At 59.5% G+C, this 21,007-nt stretch carries 19 protein-coding genes and 3 tRNA genes; 16 read left to right on the top strand and 6 right to left on the bottom strand.

The window, feature by feature from the left end; all coding sequences use genetic code 11:
* Nucleotides 1-4 precede the first annotated feature (4 nt).
* Nucleotides 5-81: transfer RNA gene (locus tag U9R61_RS18935), tRNA-Val, on the bottom strand.
* Between the two features lie 454 nt (nucleotides 82-535).
* On the opposite strand from U9R61_RS18935, the gene U9R61_RS18930 reads away from it, so the two are divergent.
* From U9R61_RS18930 to U9R61_RS18920, 3 genes are read left to right on the top strand one after another with little or no spacing between them, the layout of a single operon-like run.
* Nucleotides 536-1,804 carry a CCA tRNA nucleotidyltransferase gene (locus U9R61_RS18930; RefSeq protein WP_322490369.1) on the top strand — a complete coding sequence of 423 codons (1,269 nt, stop codon included), beginning with the start codon at nucleotides 536-538 and terminating at the stop codon, nucleotides 1,802-1,804.
* Nucleotides 1,805-1,819: 15 nt separating this feature from the next.
* Nucleotides 1,820-2,896, top strand: coding sequence for a M42 family metallopeptidase (locus tag U9R61_RS18925; RefSeq protein ID WP_416208873.1), 1,077 nt, complete (start codon nucleotides 1,820-1,822; stop codon nucleotides 2,894-2,896).
* A 3-nt stretch (nucleotides 2,897-2,899) separates the two neighbouring features.
* Entirely contained in the window at nucleotides 2,900-4,162 is a 1,263-nt protein-coding gene (locus tag U9R61_RS18920; protein WP_322490368.1) for a S41 family peptidase, read from the top strand.
* 210 nt (nucleotides 4,163-4,372) lie between these two features.
* On the opposite strand, the gene U9R61_RS18915 is transcribed toward U9R61_RS18920, so the two are convergent.
* Both U9R61_RS18915 and U9R61_RS18910 read right to left on the bottom strand, forming a co-directional pair.
* Nucleotides 4,373-4,448 (bottom strand) — tRNA-Asp (locus tag U9R61_RS18915).
* A gap of 2 nt (nucleotides 4,449-4,450) precedes the next feature.
* Nucleotides 4,451-4,527: transfer RNA gene (locus tag U9R61_RS18910), tRNA-Glu, on the bottom strand.
* Nucleotides 4,528-4,765: 238 nt separating this feature from the next.
* Between U9R61_RS18910 and U9R61_RS18905 the strand changes: the two genes are divergently transcribed.
* The 6 genes from U9R61_RS18905 (at nucleotide 4,766) to U9R61_RS18880 (ending at nucleotide 11,993) form a co-directional block, all read left to right on the top strand.
* Complete coding sequence (locus U9R61_RS18905; protein WP_322490367.1) at nucleotides 4,766-5,650, top strand: acyl-CoA desaturase; 885 nt, start codon at nucleotides 4,766-4,768, stop codon at nucleotides 5,648-5,650.
* A gap of 252 nt (nucleotides 5,651-5,902) precedes the next feature.
* Nucleotides 5,903-7,369, top strand: a complete 1,467-nt coding sequence (locus U9R61_RS18900) for a circularly permuted type 2 ATP-grasp protein (protein ID WP_322490366.1) — start codon at nucleotides 5,903-5,905, stop codon at nucleotides 7,367-7,369.
* Between the two features lie 22 nt (nucleotides 7,370-7,391).
* Nucleotides 7,392-8,345, top strand: coding sequence for an alpha-E domain-containing protein (locus U9R61_RS18895; protein ID WP_322490365.1), 954 nt, complete (start codon nucleotides 7,392-7,394; stop codon nucleotides 8,343-8,345).
* Nucleotides 8,346-8,378: 33 nt separating this feature from the next.
* Nucleotides 8,379-9,305, top strand: coding sequence for a transglutaminase family protein (locus U9R61_RS18890; RefSeq protein ID WP_322490364.1), 927 nt, complete (start codon nucleotides 8,379-8,381; stop codon nucleotides 9,303-9,305).
* 90 nt (nucleotides 9,306-9,395) lie between these two features.
* On the top strand, nucleotides 9,396-10,781 hold the full coding sequence (locus tag U9R61_RS18885) for a CUAEP/CCAEP-tail radical SAM (seleno)protein (protein ID WP_322490363.1): 1,386 nt from the start codon (nucleotides 9,396-9,398) through the stop codon (nucleotides 10,779-10,781).
* Nucleotides 10,782-11,519: 738 nt separating this feature from the next.
* Nucleotides 11,520-11,993 (top strand): hypothetical protein, encoded by a 474-nt coding sequence (locus U9R61_RS18880; RefSeq protein WP_322490362.1) that lies wholly within the window; start codon nucleotides 11,520-11,522, stop codon nucleotides 11,991-11,993.
* A 3-nt stretch (nucleotides 11,994-11,996) separates the two neighbouring features.
* Here U9R61_RS18880 and U9R61_RS18875 read toward each other — a convergent pair whose 3' ends face one another.
* Nucleotides 11,997-12,281, bottom strand: a complete 285-nt coding sequence (locus tag U9R61_RS18875) for a hypothetical protein (RefSeq protein WP_322490361.1) — start codon at nucleotides 12,279-12,281, stop codon at nucleotides 11,997-11,999.
* Between the two features lie 171 nt (nucleotides 12,282-12,452).
* On the opposite strand from U9R61_RS18875, the gene U9R61_RS18870 reads away from it, so the two are divergent.
* Together U9R61_RS18870 and U9R61_RS18865 are read left to right on the top strand one after the other, a co-directional pair.
* Nucleotides 12,453-12,575 (top strand): hypothetical protein, encoded by a 123-nt coding sequence (locus tag U9R61_RS18870; RefSeq protein WP_322490360.1) that lies wholly within the window; start codon nucleotides 12,453-12,455, stop codon nucleotides 12,573-12,575.
* Nucleotides 12,576-12,683: 108 nt separating this feature from the next.
* Nucleotides 12,684-13,934, top strand: coding sequence for an ATP-grasp domain-containing protein (locus U9R61_RS18865; RefSeq protein ID WP_322490359.1), 1,251 nt, complete (start codon nucleotides 12,684-12,686; stop codon nucleotides 13,932-13,934).
* Nucleotides 13,935-13,970: 36 nt separating this feature from the next.
* Here the strand turns inward: U9R61_RS18865 and U9R61_RS18860 are convergent, their stop codons facing one another.
* Nucleotides 13,971-14,273 (bottom strand): oxidative damage protection protein, encoded by a 303-nt coding sequence (locus tag U9R61_RS18860; protein ID WP_318777217.1) that lies wholly within the window; start codon nucleotides 14,271-14,273, stop codon nucleotides 13,971-13,973.
* Between the two features lie 65 nt (nucleotides 14,274-14,338).
* On the opposite strand from U9R61_RS18860, the gene U9R61_RS18855 reads away from it, so the two are divergent.
* The 3 genes from U9R61_RS18855 (at nucleotide 14,339) to U9R61_RS18845 (ending at nucleotide 17,366) form a co-directional block, all read left to right on the top strand.
* Nucleotides 14,339-15,244: a formyltransferase family protein gene (locus U9R61_RS18855; protein WP_322490358.1), complete on the top strand. Its 906-nt coding sequence runs from the start codon at nucleotides 14,339-14,341 to the stop codon at nucleotides 15,242-15,244.
* A 167-nt stretch (nucleotides 15,245-15,411) separates the two neighbouring features.
* On the top strand, nucleotides 15,412-16,488 hold the full coding sequence (locus U9R61_RS18850; RefSeq protein WP_322490357.1) for an STAS domain-containing protein: 1,077 nt from the start codon (nucleotides 15,412-15,414) through the stop codon (nucleotides 16,486-16,488).
* A 104-nt stretch (nucleotides 16,489-16,592) separates the two neighbouring features.
* The gene (locus U9R61_RS18845; protein WP_322490356.1) at nucleotides 16,593-17,366 is read left to right on the top strand and encodes an FHA domain-containing protein; all 774 of its coding nucleotides are present in this window, start codon (nucleotides 16,593-16,595) and stop codon (nucleotides 17,364-17,366) included.
* 80 nt (nucleotides 17,367-17,446) lie between these two features.
* Here the strand turns inward: U9R61_RS18845 and U9R61_RS18840 are convergent, their stop codons facing one another.
* Nucleotides 17,447-18,133: a hypothetical protein gene (locus tag U9R61_RS18840; RefSeq protein ID WP_322490355.1), complete on the bottom strand. Its 687-nt coding sequence runs from the start codon at nucleotides 18,131-18,133 to the stop codon at nucleotides 17,447-17,449.
* A 739-nt stretch (nucleotides 18,134-18,872) separates the two neighbouring features.
* Between U9R61_RS18840 and U9R61_RS18835 the strand changes: the two genes are divergently transcribed.
* Nucleotides 18,873-19,889: a fumarylacetoacetate hydrolase family protein gene (locus tag U9R61_RS18835; RefSeq protein ID WP_322490354.1), complete on the top strand. Its 1,017-nt coding sequence runs from the start codon at nucleotides 18,873-18,875 to the stop codon at nucleotides 19,887-19,889.
* Nucleotides 19,890-20,151: 262 nt separating this feature from the next.
* Nucleotides 20,152-20,865 (top strand): class I SAM-dependent methyltransferase, encoded by a 714-nt coding sequence (locus tag U9R61_RS18830; protein WP_322490353.1) that lies wholly within the window; start codon nucleotides 20,152-20,154, stop codon nucleotides 20,863-20,865.
* Nucleotides 20,866-21,007 lie beyond the last annotated feature (142 nt).

Here is a 21,007-nt window from a genome sequence, read left to right as displayed (position 1 = left end):
GATGTGGTGGGCGATAGTGGATTCGAACCACTGACCTCCACGATGTCAACGTGGCGCTCTAACCAACTGAGCTAATCGCCCATGCGTGCCTTATCCTACCATTGAATGCCGGGCCTGTCAAGCGGCCCACCTGTCATTGCGCGGTGGCAATAAGGGCAGCGCGACGCGCTGCCTACGCCCGACCGCAGCACTCTCCCCCTGTGGCGGCTCGCACTGACAAAGGGGAGTGGCGGCAGGGCATGTTGACCACGGGACAGCAGACCAGAGCCCTCTTGTCATTGCGAGGGCGCGCAGCCCCCGCAGCACTCTCCCCCTGTGGCGGAAAGGATCCGCTGCCGTGCTCGCAGGAGATTGCTTCGCCGCTTTCGGCGGCTCGCACTGACAAGAAAGTATCAGCAAATTACGCTTACTTTCAGCAAAGACCACTATAATGTTATAGATACTATCACACGTCCATTCACCGCAATAGAGGCGTCACAACCCGCTATGATCTCGAACGTTTTCGCATGTTCGCCGCTATGTCAAACCGCATCGTATGAATGATCTCATCTTCCGCCTCGATCCGGCCTTGCAGTACCTGCTGGCCCGCGCCGCCGAGATCGCGCCAACCATTGATGCCACCATCTGGCTAGTTGGTGGGGTCGTGCGCGATCTGTTGCTCGAGCTACCCATCGGGCGCGATATTGATTTGGCCGTTGAGGGCGATGTTAACCAACTGGCTTCCATGTTGGCCGAAGCATGGGGCGGCCATATTGCTGCCCGCCATCCACCATTTGGCACGGCAACCATTGTGATCGATCAATGGGTGATCGACCTTGCACAGAGCCGCATCGAACACTACCCGCATCCGGCAGTGCTACCGGAAGTACAACCGGCGCCAATCACCCTCGATCTCCATCGCCGCGACTATAGCATTAATGCGATGGCCATTAGGTTGGCAGCCGCACATGGCCGGCTCTTGCCGATGCCGCTGTTCGACCCGCTTGGCGGCGTCGCCGATCTGACTACGCGCCGGCTGCGCCTCTTGCATAGCCAAAGTCTGCGCGATGACCCGACCCGGATGTTGCGCGGCGTGCGCCTCGCTTCCCGTCTCAATCTCACCCCCGACGAAGCGACCACAGCCCAGATCACCGATGCGCTAAAGGCAGGATACTTGACGCTATTGACACCAGAACGGATCCAGACGGAATTGTGCCTGACCCTCGCTGAACCCGATCCGGCAGCAGTGGTGGCGCTGGCCGACCGCTGGGGTATGACCCAACAGATCATTCCCGGTTTGCGTTGGACGGCGACGCTCGCTGATCGCTTGGCGCGCTATCGCCGTGACGAGTACGGTATCGCTGTGCTCGCGCCGGCTGAAGTGGTGATCGCCGGATTGCTGCTCTACGACCTCAGCGACGCTGAGCTAGCAATGATTCTGCAACGCTATCATCTCCCGGCCACCATTCGCGACCTGATCAACGATCTTACCCGATTACGTCGCTTGACCGCTGCCATCGTCGCTGCCGCTAGCCCAAGCCAGCTTGACCACACGTTACAACCGTATAGCGTCGCGACTATCGCTGTGCTACACTACGCGACAGATACGCCAATTCCGCAGCTTACGGCACGTTATCTGCGCGAATGGCGCCCATTTCGACCGCCACTGAACGGCGATGATCTGCGTGAATTGGGGGTAGCGCCGGGACCGCAACTGGGCCGGTTGTTGCGTGAGCTGCGCGCCGCCACGCTGGACGGTTTGGTGACTGATCGCGCTGCTGCCGAACAATGGGTGCGACAACAATTGGCTACTTCATCGAGTTGAACAAAGGAAACATCTGTGGATGCGATGCTGCAACTGTTGCGAGACTTAACCGAAGCTCCCGGCGCTTCCGGCTACGAAGGGCCGGTGCGTGAGGTGATGCGCCGCTATCTTGAGCCAATCGGTGAGATTGAGATCGACCATTTGGGCAGCATTATTGCCCACCGCACCGGCGTCGCCGATGGCCCGCGCATCGCGCTGGCCGCCCACCTCGACGAAATTGGCTTCATGGTGACGCGCATCACTGACGATGGCTTTCTCAAGTTTCAACCGCTAGGAGGCTGGTGGGATCACGTCCTGTTGGGATTGCGTGTCGAAGTACATACGCGCTCCGGCCCGATCATCGGCGTGATCGGCGTCAAACCGCCACACATTCTGAGCAACGATGAACGCACCCGGCTGGTTGAAAAGAAGGCGATGTCCATCGACATCGGCGCTGCTTCGCGTGACGAGGCAGTTGCATGGGGGGTGCGCCCCGGCGATCCGGTGGTGCCGGTAGGGCCATTCACCCCAATGCGCAACCCCGATCTGCTGTTGGCAAAGGCGTGGGACAACCGGGTTGGCTGCGCGATAGTGGTCGAGACATTGCGCCGCTTGGCCGGCGAACAGCACCCCAACATAGTCTTCGGCATCGGCAATGCCCAAGAAGAGGTTGGTTTGCGCGGCGCGGCCACCACGACCTACATCACCAAACCCGATATCGGCTTCGCAATCGACACTGCCATTGCCGGCGATATGCCCGGCGTCGGCGCCGATGACGCTATGAGCCGGCTCGGCCAAGGGCCAGCCATTCTCTTGATTGATGGTTCCATGATCGCGCACGCCGGTCTGCGCCATCTCGTGATCGATGTCGCTGCCGAAGAAGGCATTCCACTCCAATTCGATCTGATGCCCGGCGGCGGCACTGATGGCGGCAGGATACACATCTTTGGCAGCGGCGTGCCCACCGTGGTCATTGGGCCACCGGTACGCTATATCCACTCGGCATCAGCAATCGTTCATCGCCGCGACATCGAGCAAACGGTGCAATTGCTCTTGGCGCTGATTCGCCGGCTCGATCGCGAGGCCGTGCAGCGGCTACAAACGGGGATGTAAGCGATGGCCTTCATACGCATCCTTCAGGTTCGCCTCCCGCTTTGGATAACAGGTTTCTTCTTATTCGTGACGCTGATCGGCGGCCTCAGCGGCGGAATATGGCTCGGCATCTGGCTCAGCCGGCCCCAAACCGCCAGCGCCTGCCCTGAAACGGAAACCGTCTGCGCTGACTTTGCCATCTTTTGGGATGTGTGGCGCTTGGCCCGTGAACGATACGTTGATCCGGCTGCCGCCGATCCGGCTCGTATGCTCGAAGGCGCCGTCGATGGCATGCTGGCGACACTCGGCGACGAAGGCCACACCCGCTTTCTCACCGCCACCGAGGCGGCCCAATGGCAAGAGTCGCTCAGCGGCGAGTTTGAAGGCATTGGTATTTATGTTGGGCAACGCAACGGCGAGCTGTTGATTTTGGCGCTGATCGAAGGATCACCCGCCGCCACTTCCGGCCTCCGCGCTGGCGACCGCATCTTGTCGGTTGATGGCACTACCGTTGATGGTTGGACGATCGATCAATTGGTTGCGCGCGTGCGTGGCCCAGCCGGCACCCCAGTGACGCTTGAAGTGAGCCGGCCTAATGCCGAACCGCTGCGGTTTACCATCACGCGGGCCAAAATCACGGCGCCGAGCGTCAGTTGGGCCATGCTGCCCAATCAGATCGCCCTCATCCGTATCACCTCGTTCGATGAACAGGCAGCCAGCGGGTTGCGCAAAGCGCTCACCGAAGCCAAAGCTGCCGGCGCGCAGCGGTTGATTCTCGATCTGCGCAACAATCCGGGCGGGTTGCTCAGCGCCTTGATCACCATCGCCGGCGAATTTTTGCCAGCCGAAACGCCGGTGCTGATCGAACGCAACCGTGACGGTTCGCAGCGTGTGACCACCACCCGCACAACGGGCATTGCCCAAGCTCTGCCGCTGGTCGTGCTGATCAACGGCGGTTCGGCCAGCGCCGCCGAGATTCTGGCCGGCGCGTTGCAAGATGCCGGTCGGGCGGTTTTGGTGGGGGAAACAACAGTGGGTACCGGTACCGTCCTCACCCCGTTTCGACTGAGCGGCGGAGCGCAACTGCTGCTCGGCACGCAAGAGTGGCGAACGCCGGCAGGTCGCCAAATTCGCGGCAAAGGCATCGAGCCGGATCAAGTCGTGACACAGCCGCTTGACGCGCCGATCTTACTGCCAGCCGAAGCGCGCAACCTGAGCGCCGAAGCGTTGGCTGCGAGCGGCGATGCGCAATTGTTAGCGGCAATTGCCGCACTCCAACGAGAGTAGACAGCGGCGCAGTAGAGTCAGACGGCTGTCCGACTTCCCAAAAACGCCAAGCCAGCCAAGCCGCAAAGGGGTGAAACGCAAAGCCGCCAAGGCCGCAGAGAACGCCAAGGGTTGAGAAGGGGATCACCTTCCGCGTCCGCGGCGGCAAACCGATTACTAACATAAAACAACACCAGCCGGCAATCGCCGGCTGGTGTTGTTTCCGCCTTTTGGCGGGCCCGACGGGATTCGAACCCGCGACCTCCACCTTGACAGGGTGGCATCCTAACCGCTAGACGACGGGCCCATTGGTGACCCCAGCGGGATTCGAACCCGCGATCTCCACCTTGAGAGGGTGGCGTCCTAGGCCGCTAGACGATGGGGCCAACCCGCTCAACACGCTTGGGAGTATACCACAGGTTTGGAAATAATGCAAATCGGCGAAAGAGGCTGGGCTAGGAGCCATGCATACATAGCACCTACCCACCCCATTACTCTAGTCATCCCCATTCCATTCAAACACGTGACCGAAGATTAGCCGGCAGCTACTTCTTCCCATCCTCACCGCATTCTATTCTTGTGACAGGTCGAACAAATTTCGTTACCGGCAAGGAGTGTTCCGCTATGGCTCGCACCGTTCCCGCCACCGAACCAAAACTGGAAAAATCACCGCTGGAAAAATTTGTGGTCTTGTTAATCGTGCTGTTACCCTTCCTTGGCACCATCTACGCGATGGTCATGCTCTGGCAGCAGTATGTCGATTGGCTCGATGTCACCTTGATGCTCGTGTTGTACGTTATTTCCGGCCTCGGCATCACCATCGGCTTTCACCGCATGCTCACTCACAAGAGCTTTGAAACCTCGCGTCCACTGAAGGCGCTCTTTTTGATTATGGGGTGCATGGCGCTGGAAGGCGACCCGATTTCATGGGCTTCGACCCACATCCAGCACCATGCCCACTCCGACGACGAAGAGGATCCGCATAGCCCGCTCGAAGGCTTGTGGCATTCGCACGTAGGTTGGCTGTTTACCCACAAGAATAACATCGAAATGTACGGCAAGTGGCTGCTGAAGGATCCAACCATCGTCTGGGTGAGCCAGACGTGGTATTTGTGGGCGGCGCTCGGCATTCTGATCCCGACCCTGATCGCGGGCTGGAGCGGTTTGATCTGGGGTGGCTTGGTGCGGATCTTCCTCACCCACCATATCACGTGGAGCGTGAATTCGATCTGCCACACCTTTGGCCGCCGCGACTACAACACGCGCGATGCTAGCCGCAACAACTTCATCGTCGGCTTGCTCGCCTTCGGCGAAGGCTGGCACAATAATCATCACGCCTTCCCCCGCTCGGCCTTCCACGGCCTGCGCTGGTGGCAGATCGATATTTCGGCCTATATCATCCGCGCCCTTGAGAAGGTGGGGCTGGTGTGGAACGTGTACCGCGTGAAGCCGGAAGATATGCATAAGCGCCAAGCGACGCCGGCTCTGCACGAGGTGATGGGCGATTAGTTGGCAAAGTATGGAGTGCGGCAGTTTGACTGCCGCACTCCATATCATTCGCTCAGATAAGGCTTGAAACCTCTTGCTATGCGCAAGGGATTTGCAAGTGCTTTTGACACCCTCCTCCCTCCTAGTTGACGAAGAGCGCCATCGGCGTTACCATAGTCAGTATTATTTCACGCCGGCAAATGAAGACGATCGGGCAACGTTGCCCACGGCTGGCCGGGCGCAATCACTCTGTTGAAGATATATGCGACGAGTATGCCCGACGCCACCATTCCGCTTGTTGGCCAACCGCCATTTGAACAGTACACCTTAACTGGCGCTTATGACGAGATGTTTGCGCCAGACGGCAGCGTGCGCCCGGCCTACGCCGAGTTGGCCCGCCACCTCAGCGCCCTGAGCCGGGAAGAATTGCAGCAGCGGCAACGCTACGCTGACCTAACCTTCCTCAATCAGGGGATCACGTTTACGGTCTATGGCAACGAATCCGGCACCGAACGGGTCTTCCCCTACGACCTGTTACCCCGTATCATCACCGCTGACGAATGGCAGCAGATCGAGCGCGGTTTAAGCCAACGCATTATCGCGCTCAATCACTTCTTGCGCGACATTTACCACGATCAGCAGATTCTGCGCGATGGCGTCATTCCCCGCGAGCTGGTCTACAGTTGCCGCCATTACCGGCGCGAGATGCGCGGCTTGCCCGTGCCGCGCAATGTGTATACCGCAATTGTCGGCACCGATCTCGTGCGTTTGCCCGATGGCCAGTTCGTGGTGCTCGAAGATAATCTGCGCGTACCGAGCGGCGTCAGCTATATGCTGACCAACCGGGCAGTGATGAAACGCGCCTTTCCACGTCTGTTCGGCGCCCACGGGGTACGCCCGATCGACCATTACGGGCAGGCGTTGCTCGCCACCTTGCGCGCCTTGGCCCCCGACCACCGGCCTGAACCAACGATTGCGTTGCTCACCCCCGGCGTCTTTAATTCAGCTTACTTTGAACACACCTTCCTTGCCCGCCAGATGGGGATCGAGCTGGTCGAAGGGCGTGACCTGCTCGCCCACGATAATGTGGTCTATATGCGCACCACCGGCGGCTTACGGCGGGTTGACGTGATCTACCGCCGGATCGACGACGATTTTCTCGACCCGATGGTCTTCCGGCCTGACTCGGTGCTCGGCGTGCCCGGCTTGCTCAACGCTTACCGCGCCGGCAACGTCGTGCTGGCTAACGCGATTGGCACCGGCGTCGCTGATGATAAGGCAATCTATGCCTATGTGCCGGCGATCATTCGCTATTACCTCGGCGAGGAACCGATCTTGCCTAATGTGCCGACCTATCTCTGCGACCGGCCAGACGAACGAGCGTATGTGCTCGAACACTTGGATGAATTGGTCGTCAAGGCAGTCGGTGAATCGGGCGGCTACGATATGCTGATCGGCCCGCACAGCACGCGCGAGCAACAAGCCCAATTCGCCGAACGCATCCGCGCCAATCCGCGCAACTATATCGCGCAGCCGACCTTGCAACTCTCGTGCGCGCCGTGTTTTATCGATGGCGGCATCGAACCGCGCCACGTCGATCTGCGCCCGTTCATCCTCTTTGACGACGAGGCCATCACGATTGTGCCCGGCGGGTTGAGCCGCGTCGCCCTCCGGCGTGGCTCGCTGGTGGTCAATTCGTCGCAAGGCGGCGGCAGTAAGGATACGTGGGTGTTGTATTGATACTATCCGGCAGGATCACCCTATGCTCTCACGAGTTGCTGATAATCTCTACTGGATGAGCCGTTACCTTGAGCGCACCGAGCATACGGCGCGCCTAATCGGGGTCGGTCTCACCCAGATCCTTGACCAAACTCCGCAGGCGATCGCGCCGCGCTGGGGCCGGCTGCTCGCCGCGCTGCACGTCGAACCGCCGGAGACTGGTCTCGACGATCCGCAGGCTATCACCCGCCTGCTCACCACCGACGCCGCTAACCCCGCTTCTCTCGTATCGTGCATTACGTTGGCGCGCGAAAATGCCCGCCAAGTGCGCGAGCAGATTAGCTCGGAGATGTGGGAGCATATTAACCAGCTCTACCTGCGTATGCGCACCACAACCATCGAGCAGATCTGGCACGACGAGCCGGTCGAGTTTTATCAGATGGTCAAAGAGCGGTTGCACCTGATCCAAGGCATTACCGATGCCACGATGAACCACGGCGAGGGTTGGCGCTTTATTCAGGTCGGGCGGTATCTCGAACGGATCTGGGCCACCACCCTACTGCTCGAAGTCTTCTTTCAGCCCTACCTCAACGGCGACGAAGGCGCTATCGACTCGATTGATTGGGTGGTGCTGCTCAAGAGTTGCACCGCCTTCGAGGCGTATTGCAAAGTCTACACTGCCGATGTGCAACCGGCTCAGATCGCTGAATTTCTCTTGTTGAACGCCGAAAGCCCGCGCTCGATCCGGTTTGCCGCCGACCAACTGCAAGATAGTCTCGAACAGATCTCGCAACGTGCCGGCAGTCGCCACGCTGGCAGGGCCGAGCGGCTGGCGGGCCGGTTGCGCGCTCAACTTGACTATGGTCAGGTCGATGAGATTATCGCTGACGATTTGCCGCTGTTCTTGCAGCAGATCCGGCAGCAATGCACCGCCATTCACGAAGCGATCTATCAAGCGTATATTACCTATCCGATCGAGCAGGCGCTACTCCGATAGCGCACTGTTGGAGCGCTGAGCCAGCGTCACCCTATGTACTATTCGATCCTGCATAAGACGCGCTTTCGCTATAGCGCGCCGGTCACCGAAAGCCAGACCGAAGTGCGGATGTGTCCCCGCAATGAGGGAACGCAGCGCCTGATCGAGTTCCGCCTCACCACCGCCCCGTTCGCGCGCATTAATCACTACCACGATTGGCTCGGCAACGAAGTCTACCACTTCGATGTTGCGGCGGCCCACCGGCAATTGCTGATCATCGCCGAATCCATCGTCCAACTCACACCGCCGCCGCCACCGCCCGACCGGCTCGATAGCACCGCATGGCTGGCGCTCGATCAGCTATCTACCAATGACGAGTTCTGGGATTTTTTGATGCCCAGTCACTTCATCCAAACCACGCCGACCTTGCTCGATCTGGCACGTGAAATTGGCGCTGAACGCCGATCCGATCCGCTCACCCTCCTCCGCGAACTGACTCACAGCATTGCCCAAACCTTTGCTTACGCGCCACAAACGACGCGCGTCGATTCGCCGATCGACGAGGCGCTGCTGGCACGCAAGGGGGTGTGCCAAGACTTCGCCCACATTATGATTGCACTCGTGCGACGGATCGGGATTCCATGCCGGTACGTCAGCGGCTACCTCTTTCACCGCACCGAAGACCACGACCGTTCGGAAGAAGACGCGACCCATGCGTGGGTGGAGGCGTATTTGCCGGAAGTGGGATGGGTCGGCTTCGACCCGACCAACGACCTCATCGCCGGCGAACGCCATATCTGGGTGGCGGTTGGCCGCGACTACGCCGACGTGCCGCCGTCTCGCGGCATCTACCGCGGCCAAGCGACCAGCCAGCTCGAAGTCGGGGTGAAGGTGGTGCCAACCGTCGTCCATATCGACGAAACCGAAGTGTTGCCCCAAATCACTACCGCCTCTGTCCAAGCTGAATTGCAACAACAGTAGGGGCACACAGCAGTACGCCCGCACGCCCCCGCGGTGTGCCCCATGATGCATCCTGCAACACAAACACCGTCTTGCGGTACAATAGATATCATGAACGTTTTGCTCATCTCCACCTACGAACTTGGTCACCAACCGTTGAGTCTCGCCTCGCCCGCGGCATGGCTGCGGCGGGCCGGCGCTGCCGTGACCTGCGTTGATGCCAGTGTGTCGCCATTGACCGCGGCAATGGCGGCTGAAGCCGGGTTGATTGCTATCTCAGTGCCCATGCACACCGCCACCCGGCTGGCGCTCGAACTGTTACCGCGCCTACGCGCTGCCGCCCCCAATGCCTTTATCGTCTGCTACGGCCTCTACGCGCCGCTCAACGCCGCGATGCTGCGCGCCGCCGGCGCCGATTGCTGCCTCGGCGGCGAAGTCGAAGAACTGCTCACCACGATCTGGCAACGCCTAGCCGCCGGCGAACGTCCGCCCGCCGTTGACGCCATCGCGCTCAACCGGCTCGATCTCGTTCCGCCCGATCGCAGCGGCTTGCCACCGCTCAACCGGTACGCCACTCTGATCAATGGCGCCGAAACGCGCCTCGCCGGCTATACCGAAACGACCCGCGGCTGCAAACACCTCTGCCGCCATTGCCCGGTCGTGCCGGTCTACAATGGCCGCTTCCGCGTGGTGCCGCGCGAAACGGTGCTGGCCGACATCCGTGACCAAGTGGCTGCCGGCGCGCGCCACATCACCTTTGGCGACCCCGACTTTCTCAACGGCCCCGGCCACGTCTTGCCGATCGTGCGCGCGATGCATGCCGAGTTCCCTGACCTGACCTACGATGTGACGATCAAAGTCGAGCACATTCTGCGCTACGCCCATCTGCTGCCGGAATTGCGCGCCACCGGCTGCATCATGGCGGTCAGCGCCGTCGAAGTGCTCGATGACGAGATTCTCGCCCGCTTTGCCAAACGCCACACCCGCGCCGATGTCGTCCGCGCCGTCGCGCTGCTGCGCGCCAATGATATTGCGCTTAACGCGACGTTTGTCGCGTTTACGCCGTGGACAACCCGCCAGATCTATCGCGATCTGTTGCTGGGAATCGCCGAATTGGGGTTGATCGAAAGCGTCGCGCCGGTGCAGTACGGCCTGCGCCTGCTCATCCCCGCCGGCTCGCGCCTGCTCGAACTGCCCGACGTGCGCGGGCTGGTCGGGCCATTCGATCCCGCCGGCTTGGTCTATCCGTGGCGTCACCCCGACCCGACCATGGATACGTTGCAGCAGGCCGTGCTCGAATTGGCCCAATGCGGCGACCATTGCGGTATGTCGCGCACCGCTTTCTACCAGCGCCTGCTCGATCTGTGCGATCAGGTGATCGGGCCGGGGCCGCGCCCGGCTACCCTCCCGCCATCTCCGCCCATCCCCCGCCTCAGCGAACCGTGGTACTGCTGCGCCGAGCCGAATAATCAGCAATTGGCGGCCCGGTATTTGTGAGGTGGCAGCGTGATGTTGGTGCATTGAACATCAATGTGAGCGAGGAGATTCGTAGTATAGATCACACTATTCTTTGTTATAGCGAGAGCAGTTAGATAAACCCCAGTACGCGCGTTGGCTTCTGTCATTGCGAGGGGGGCGGGCACACCACAGAATGCATGTTGGCTTCTGTCACTGCGAAGGTGTACCTGCCGCCCGAAGCAATCTCCCCCGCCAGCGCACATAATGCCTGCAAGGGATCAAGCGTTCGCAATATAAAACCCTAGAAGGATCATCATTTCCTGAGACAGCCTTGAATAAGGCTATTCTGCTACTAGTATACACTTTCGCATATGTTTTGAGCAACCAGATAGCACTGATAGCTTGAAACGACAACGATACACGGTGCTTACGCACCCATCCAAAACCGCATTTGGCGATTTTCAAACGCTGCTGGAGCTAGTGCGAGCCGTTTGTGCGCTGATTGCACAGACCGGATTCGATCCTGCTTCCATTCTTGAACCAACGTGCAGGATAGGGGCATTTCTGCAAGCAGCGTTGGAGACGTTTCCTAACGCACGTCGCGTGCTCAGTTTTGAGATAAACCCGAACTATGTGTCACAGGCGCAACCCGTTTGCTCAAGGATATGTTCGTAGGCGCGGGTTGAAATCCATCAAGCTAAGTTCTTTCTCACCGATTGACCGGCAATCATTGCCACATTGCCTGAGCCAATGCTCGTGATCGGAAATTCGCCATGAGTGACCAATTCGGCATTGAGCGAGCTAGGCAGCGCAAATACGCTGGTGAAAGCGAATCTTGATAATCTGCGTGGCATTGATGCGCTCACCGGTAAAAGCAATTTTGATATCTCAGAATGGATGTTGCGCAAAAACCTTGAATGGCTGGATGGCAAGCACGGCGTGCTGGCTGTGCTGTGCAAAACTACTGTCGCGCGTAAAGTGCTCGCGTATGCTTGGCAACGTGGGATGCGAATCGCATCGGCATCGCTGTATCACTTCGATTCGCGCGCGTATTTCGGCGTCGCAGTTGATGCTTGCCTGCTGCTTGTGCATAGCCATCCTGCCGGCAACAGTCAGCAATGCGCTGTTTTCTCGACCCTTCAGGCGCACTATCCCGCTAGTATGTTCGGTTGGCAAGATGGAGTCATGGTAGCTGATCTTGCCCTGTATCAAAAGTGGTGCTCTCTGTTCGGGACTGGTCTGAAAGGTTAGCATTCAGGGATCAAGCACGACAGCAGCCAGCTCTTTGAACTGCGGGTTGAGCATGGCAAGCTCATCAATGGCTTGAGTGAGGTCGTTGATCTTGAGCCTGACGTGCTCTTGCCGTTGCTGAAAAGTTCTGATCTCGCCGCACGCCGGCAACCGCGCTTGTGGATGGTTGTTCCCCACCAAACTATGAGTGATGACTTCAGTTCGATGCACCGAAAACGTGGCATTATCTGACCCAACACGCGGATTTGCTCGATCAACGTAAGAGTTCGATATGTACAAATCGGCCACGTTTCTCGATTTTTGGAGTGTGACGTACTCGTTTGCTCCTTGGACGATCGCAATCTCTGGCTTATATAAAAACTCGAATTTGTTAAGGTACCGCCTTACCAAGGGCGTCCGGTGGTTCTTGATGATACTTGCTACTTCTTTCCGTGCGACTCTGAAGAGGAGTGCGATCTCTTGTACGAACTCGTGGTGTCCGATCCGGCGCAAGAGTGCTGGTCTGCCTTGACGTTCTGGGGTACCAAGCGTCCCATCACTGCGCAGTCGCTCAATTCGCCGAATCTGTTGACATTAGCCTAAATCTTAGGCAAAGAGAGTGCTACCGCTCGTACTTTAGCAGAGCGACAGGTGGTAGAATACGCGACAGGGAACTATCAACGGCTGCTTTTTTAAACGTAAGCGCATCGTATGCCACCCACCCGCCCGCACCTGTTACTCCTCACCACGCCATCGTCGTACCGGTTGCCGGCTTTTCTGGCCGCTGCCGAACGGATCGGCGCGCAGGCGACGGTCGCCGAAGATACGCCGCCGGCCTTGGCCCGCCCGTTGCCGGGACGCTTGCTGATTGACTTCAGCGATCAGGCAGCCGCATTGCGTGCCATCCGTGCGTTGCACGCCAGCCAGTCGCTCACCGCGATTCTGCCGGTTGATGATAGCGGGGTTGAGTTAGCGGCGCTGGCTTGCGCCGAACTCGGTCTGCCTTTCAATCGGCCCGAAGCTGCCGCTGCCGCGCGCGACAAGCATCTGATGCACCAGCTCTTTGCTCGCGCTGGCGTCCCCTCACCGGCATTTCGCCTCTGCACCACCGCCGATGACCTCGCTGCACTGGCACCGACCGTTCCCTTCCCCTGCGTAGTCAAACCGCTGCGGCTCAACGGCAGCCGCGGCGTGATCCGGGCCGATAACCCCGACCAATTCGTCGCCGCCGCGCGCCGGTTGGCGGCGCTGCTTGACCGGGTTGAGGGGCCGGGAACGCATGAGTTTCTGGTCGAGGAATTTGTGCCGGGGTTTGAAGTGGCGCTGGAGGGATTGATCGACCGCGGGCAGGTGCAGGTGCTGGCGCTGTTCGACAAGCCCGATCCGCTCGACGGGCCGTTCTTTGAAGAGACGATCTACGTCACGCCGTCACGCTTACCCGTAGCGACCCAAACCGCGATTTGCGACGTAACAGCAGCAGCGGCGCGAGCGGTTGGTCTCGAACAGGGGCCGCTGCACGCTGAGTTGCGCATCAACGACCGCGGGCCGTGGATGATCGAGCTGGCTAACCGCAGCATTGGCGGTCTGTGCTCGCGCACGTTACGGTTCGGCGCCGATGCGCCGCTCGAAGAGTTGATCGTGCGCCAAGCCACCGGCTTGCCGATCGAGTCGCTCAGCCGGGCCGGACAGGCCGGCGGCGTGATGATGATCCCAATTCCGCAGGCCGGAATCTTGCGCGGGGTCGCCGGGGTGGAAGCGGCGCAAGCAATTCCCGGCATCGAGTCGGTTGAAATCACTGCCCCGCTCAACTACCCGTTAACTCCGCTGCCCGAAGGCAATAGCTACCTCGGCTTCATCTTCGCTCGCGGCCCCGATCCGGCCACGGTCGAAGCGGCATTGCGCGCCGCTCATGCCCAGTTGCAGTTTACGATCGTGCCGGCGATTACGTTGATGGCACAATAGAGACGCACGGCCGTACGTCTCTACTGCGCCGCCCCGTTATTTGCGGCGAGGGCCGCCTTTGGCCGGCGCGGCAGATGGCGGTGTCCACCCTTCGGGCATACGCGCGTTCTCGCCGAAGAAGAACTCTTCCATCGCCTTCATCAAGATTTGTTGCGCGTTGGGATCGCCGAGGCTGAGGCCATAATGGTTGATAATCAGCGTCGCTTGCTGCGGCCACAGCCGCCACGCCTGCGCCGAGACCTGCTCATAGATGCGCTGGCCGAGCGGGCCGGGGAACGGCGGCTTGTCGAGGCCGGGCAGTTCACGACCGAGCTTGACACAATTCACCATGCGCGGCATAGGGTTTTCTTTCTTTCAAACTAGCGTGATACCATAATCATTATACCCGAAAGAAAAGGTCGGCCATGCGAATCGTGCTCTTTGCCATGCCGGGGCCGATGGCCTTGCCCATCTTGCAACGCTTGCTGGAGTTGCCGGTACATGTGGCGGGATTGGTTCACCCGGCGCCACCGGGTCTGCCGACGCTGACCCGCCTGCTACCGGCCACGCCAACCACCCGCCAAGAGGTGGTAACGCCGGCGAATCTGGCGATACTCGCTGACCGGGCCGGCATCCCGCGCTGGGCCGTTGGGCGGGCCGGCATGCTGGCGCTGGCCGAGCAGCTTGCAGCGCAACAGATCGATCTGGCGCTGGTTGCCTGCTGGCCATGGCGTATTCCTGCTGACCTGCTGCGCTTACCGCAGCGCGGCTTCTTGAACGTGCATCCCTCGCCATTACCGGCCATGCGCGGGCCGGAACCGCTCTTCTGGGCGCTGCGGTTGGGCTGGACGCGCACGGCAATGACGCTACACCTGATGGACGAAGCGCTTGATCACGGGCCAATAGTGCGGCAGGAATGGTTTGAGCTGCCGCTCGGCAAGCGGCTCAGCGCAATGGAAGCACTCGCGGGACGGGTTGCCGCGCAGATGCTGCCGGCGGCGTTGGCCGATCTCGCCACCGCGGATTGGCAACCACAGCCGCAACCTACCGGCGGGAGCTATTACCCAGCGCCGCAAGCCACCGACTTCACCTTCACCGCCGATTGGGCAGTCCAACGCGCCTACGTATTCGTGCATGCCGTTGCCGAATGGGGCCAACCGTTCACCTTCATCGCGACTGACAATCAAACGGTGACCATCGCTGACGCTATTACCTACCGAAAGGCCGAACAGCAAACTAGACCGATCGTCACCGGTAACGATCAAATCGCTTTACAACTGCGCGATGGAATATTACTAGCAACACCTGCTTCTCGATCGCAATCGTCGTAGACCGCACGATTAACGCATCTTTAAATATTTGTCAATTCAATCACGATAGTGATACAATACGTAACGAGTTTGCGCAAGGCAGCACCAAATGATCCATTCCTGCGCTCGTCCAAGACTCACCATCGTTCTTTGCAACCAAGGCAACCCGACGCCATGGAGATACTTGAATGTCCAATCCCCAACCACCTTCCATACCAACATCTGAACATGCCAGCACAGTGATTGCCCAATGGCGGCTACAGACTCTCAACAATCTGCTTTGGGTACTGGTTGTGCTTGGCGGCCTGGCGCTTGTCGTCGGGTCGTGGTCAGATTACAACGCGATGGGTGAACGGGCGCTACCGTATATCGCCATCTATGCCATTGCCTACGTGTTGGTTATATCCGCGGCTTCCCTCCGCCAGCTTCGTCTAACAATCCGTGCCATCTTCGTGCTCACGATTTTAGGCGCATTGGCAACCTTTCTGCTGATCTTCTATGGCCTTGTCGGCAGCGGGCGTTTGCTGTGGATCGGCGTGATCGTCCTGGCACTGGTCTATTTTGGCAGCCGAGGCGGGATCAGCGCGTTAGCAATATCGCTCGTAACGATAATCATCACCGCTGCCATCTATATTTCTGGCAATGCCACGTTTGTGACAGCAGAGACCCTCGCGGTACAAGATAGCATTTCTGATTGGACTGGCGCCATCGGCATCTACCTCGCCAGTGCATCGCTTGCCTTCGCACCGTTCCTTTATTTGTTACGGCGAATGGAGGGGCTGGCGTTGCAAGCAACTGCTGAAGCGGCTCGCGCGCGGATGCATGCCCAACAGGTTGAGGCATCTGCCGCCCAACTCGAACAGCAAACGGCGCAATTGCAGGCCACCGAACAAATGCTGCGCAATCTGGTGCAGTCCCTCGAAACGCCCACAGTTGAGATCGGGCGTGATATATTGCTGGCGCCGGTCGTCGGTCAGATCGATAGCCAACGCGCCGAGCTACTGTTGAAGCGACTGCTCGATGTGGTCAGCGAGCGCCGGGTGCGCATGGTCGTAATTGATGTCGCCGGTGTGCCGGCCTTCGACACCATGGCCGCACAAAGTTTGATTCAAACCGTCCAAGCGCTACGCTTGATCGGGTGCGAGGCGGTGATCACCGGCATTTCCCCTACCACCGCTCAAACCATCACTGCGCTAGGCATTGACATGAACACCATCGCCACTGCCCGCTCGCCGCAAGAGGTGCTGGTGCGCACAGCGGTGTAGCACACACCGATAGGACATTTTTCCGAATTTTTTGTCAAGCGCGCAACTTTTGCCCTCCTCGCGCGGTTTCCATGATGAGAGGATTGCTGTGCGAGGAGATTATTATGCGCCGCCGAACCCCGCTCTTGGCTCTGCTCATGCTGATCATCGTTTGGCCAGTATTGACAGCCGCTCACGTCATACCCCCAACTCCATCCGCTGCCCCGCCTCGCCTCATTCTCGGCATCGAGCAGATCTCGGCCACAGCATGGGCGCTGCTAGTCGGTTGCCCCGTTCATCCGCACGATCTGCACGTGTGGGCGGAAGCAGCGCCGCCGCAGCACCCGCAAACCCTCACCGCTCTCGCGCCGGGGCGCTGGCGCGCGCAATTCGACGGCGCATTGCCAGCGTCAGCGATAGTGTACGGCTGCGGCCAAAGCGCCGCGCTTGTGGTCGCATCGTCGGCGCTGCCGCTGTGGATGCAAGGCGTCTTTGCGCTTAGCGCCGTTGCAGCGGTGCTGCTTAGCACGCAGCTCGTCCGGCGTACTCGCCGTGTGACGAGCTTACCGCCCCCAGCGCCGGCAGTGGCCGCATGGCAAGCACATATTACCGACGAACAAGGCGAGCGCACGCTCGCCCTCCCTACCGGTATGCTCACAGCCGGCAGCGATCCGGCTTGCCACATTATCGTCTTGGGAGCAGATATTGCCCTGCGCCATGCGCACCTCATCCTGACCGCGGAACAGGCCCACATCGTCGATCTCGCCAGCCCTTCCGGCGTCTTTTGCGGCCCCGTCCGGCGGCGGTTACGTCCGCACACGCCAACGCCAGTTGACGACGAGGATATCTGGCTCGGCGCCACGGTGCGCTTGCGGCTGGTCAAAAACCGAGGGGAATGAACGCAACAAACCAACTGACGTGCGGCAGTGGCACTGCCGCACTCTATCCATCGAACAAGGTATAAGCTACCAACGTGGATTTACGCTATCCGCCGGCTGGCGCCAAGGAAGACCGGCGGGCGCACACGCAGCATCAAGCCAAGATCGACCAAAATATGAATGAAGATCACCGTCCAGATATCTTGATACAGATAAAAACAGAGGCTCCACCCCAAGACCAGCGCCATCTCGGCCAGCGGGCGCAACTTGCGGATGCGCATCGATTGCGGCGAATCGTCGAGATGGGGCGGCAGGTATTGCAGCCAAAACATGCCATGAATCACACCGCCGTAAATGACGAAGGCCGTAAACCCAATTGCAAACCCAAGCGGCTCCACCAGATTTGGCCAGAACTGCATCGCGATCCCGTCGCCGATCCATGCACCAATGCGATACACAATCGCAAAGGCAAACGTCTCGATCACGCCATTGCCGATACTAAAGATGACAGTCGGCCCCCACAGGAATGGACGGCCATCGTGACGCGCGACCAACACATACAAAACTTGACTAAAGGCAAAACTCGCCAGCAAGAACACCACGAACCACGGGTTCGCCAAGGTGGCAGGAACATTCCAACTCTTCAGCCAATCACCCAACAAGGGGATGCCTATAACCAACGAGATGAGCCAGTAGAACAAGATGTACTGATCTAGACGACTGAGGGCGCGTTGTTCGGTCAGCTCGTACTCCATAATGATCGTGCTCCACGTGTTTTTGATTTCCATGTACAAGTGTTGTTTATATGAAATATATTACCACATCCAAGAGCGCTTGCCTAGAGGAAAAGTGAACAAATCGGGGCGTAGATGTGTGCATTTCTAGCTCGTTCTCTGCCGCGCGGTCATTGCAGCACGACGAAATAATTCCTGTCCTGCCGATATGGTGCTATCATTGGGGCGCTGAGCCTGGCAACCCTCAGACCAGCGGTGGACATTGCTTCGATACATGGGCAGGCATGGTTGCAAGTCGTATAAGGAAACCACCGTATGCGTCGCAGCAATCGCCGGCAAGCAAACGCATGCTCTTGTGGTTGCCAATTGCTAGCTTCAACCGTTGACACACTTGGCGCGTTATACTCGTGCAATGATCAAGCGTGAGGGTGGAAGCGCAGGAGTTTGGCAGCGACGTTTGCTTGATGTATCCCTCACCCTTTCGGCAACGATTGCAGCGGGGACAAAACCAACGTAGCCGAGATACACTTCCCGTGCCCTCGCCAGCACAGTTAAGGAGTGGAAAGAACATTTGGTCGATGATCATCGTTGATCGCGGTGCAATGCCTCAAAGCGTAGCTCTACCCTGCCCCTCTCCCGCGCTAGTGGGAGAGGGGCAGAGGGCGAAGGCGAACCGGCGCATCGCAACGCCATCAACCGTATCTGCACTCATGCGTTCTGTCCGCCCTTGAACCAGAACAGGGCAGGGCCACGGGCAAACAGGCCGAACCTGTTTCAGATCGATGTTAAGGAGATGGCAGTGCGATTGGTCAGCTTCATCCCGCCCGCTGGATCCACAGCGCGAGCCGGCGTCTTGCTCGGCGATGCGATCATCGATTTAGCAGCGGCGGCGGCATTGATCAGCGAAGAGGCCGCCACAGCGCAGTGGGATATGCTCTCGCTGTTGCGGGGCGATCACCCCGATGCCACCATCGCTGCCGCCGCTGCTATCGTACAGGCGGTAATCAATGTCATGGGAGGCACCGATCCGTCCGAAGCGCCGCTCGGCGAGTTCGATTGGCACGAGGGATTGACCATTGGCGATACGGCGCTGGTGATCCCGGCCACCCAAGTACGCCTTGTCGCCCCCTTGCCGCAGGCGGTTTCGTTGCGCGAGTTTGATGCACTCGCCGATGACCGCACTGTGATGATGCGCCAAGCGGCTGGGTATTGGGTTGGCAACCGCAACTGGCCCGCGTTTCGCTTCGCTAGCCATACCACCATCCTCGGCCCCGGCGAACCGATCGAGCTGCCAATGACCGAACCGCTCGATTGCGGCATGGCGCTCGGATGCGTGATCGGACGGGCCGGGCGCGATATTGCGCCGGAAGATGCCGATGCGTACATCGCTGGTTATTTGTTGGTCAATGCGTGGACGATTCGCGATCCGTTGGCAGCATCACTCCGCCCGCGCGATCGCGCCACTTCGCTTGGCCCGTGGCTGGTAACGCCTGACGAGCTAGAATACTACCGCGATGACGATGGCCGGCTGATACTGGAGTTGCGGCTGCGGCTGAACGGGCGTGAGATCACTCGCACCAATACGGCGCTCATGCGATGGTCGTTCGCCGAGCTGATCGCATTCGCCAGCCGTGATACGATGCTCTACCCCGGCGAGGTGATCGTCAGTGGCATAGCCCCCGGCGGTTGTCTGCTTGATCTGCATGGCGATGATGGCCCATGGCTGCGTGCCGGCGATGAAGTCGTGATCGAATGTGCTGAGCTGGGGCAGTTGCGTTCACCGGTTGGGTTGGGGTTAGAGCTGGAGTAACGCACCCGTGCAGCACTAAGTGAGGAGAGCTGGCTGTTGTTACCAGTGCGTCGTTTCGCGATCGGGATTGCGCTCGCGATCGCAGAGGATAGCTTCACCGCAACCGATAGTAGCACGCGCTGGACAGGTATCGCAGCACATCGTGACAACAGAACGAGCAGGTAAGGAAATCCTTACCGTTGCAGTGACGAGCGCCACTTGCCAGCTTGCCCGCTATCTGGTATAGTCCGCCCCGGTTATGGAAAAGAACGAGTACATAACAATGGCAGCGGTCGAGCTGCAACACTGGTGGTACGGCGGCATGCGCGCCATCAATGCGGCTATGCTTGACCGTGTGTTTGGCGGACGCCGCGATCTGCGCATCCTCGACGCCGGCTGCGGCACCGGTGGCGACGCGCTGTTTTTGCGCCGCTACGGCACAGTGGTTGGGCTGGATCTCGCCACCGAAGCGCTCACGCTTGCGCGTGGGCGCATTCCGGGCCGGTTGGCGCGCGGGTCGGTGCTGCAACTGCCATTTGCCAATCACAGCTTTGATCTCGTAACATCGTTCGATGTGTTGTATCATCGCGCTGTGATCGACGAGCGGCAAGCGCTCGCCGAGGTGCGGCGGGTCTTGCGCCGTGATGGCCGGCTGCTCATCCGGTTGCCGGCCTACCAATGGCTGCGATCGCGCCATGATCGCCAAGTCCATACCCGCCATCGGTACACGGCTGGCGAAGTCGCGCGGTTGCTGCGTGAAAACGGCTTTACCGTCGAACAGCTTACCTACGCGCTAACGTTGCTCTTCCCGATCTCGGCAGCGGTGCGCCTGCTTGAGCGGGTGTTGCCGGAACCGCAGACTGAGTCGGCGATGGAGTTGCCTTCTCGTCCGGTCAATGCTGCGTTACGCTTGCCAATGATGCTTGAAGCGGCGTACATTGCGCGTGGCGGGAAATGGCCGTTTGGGTTGTCAATCGTTGCACTGGCGCGGGTCTAACGTGATCATGAACACTGCCGCGTCATTGCGACCGGTATCATCACTCCGGCTGCGGCAAGGGTTGCTGTGGGGGTTCCTCCCTCGCACGAATGTGATGATCGTGGTATCCAAATCAACATTCTGCCGGCTATGACCCTGCTAA

The sequence above is a fragment of the Chloroflexus sp. genome, assembly GCF_034431535.1.
Classification (GTDB): Bacteria; Chloroflexota; Chloroflexia; order Chloroflexales; family Chloroflexaceae; genus Chloroflexus.
This window is presented reverse-complemented; position numbering and strand designations above follow the sequence as displayed.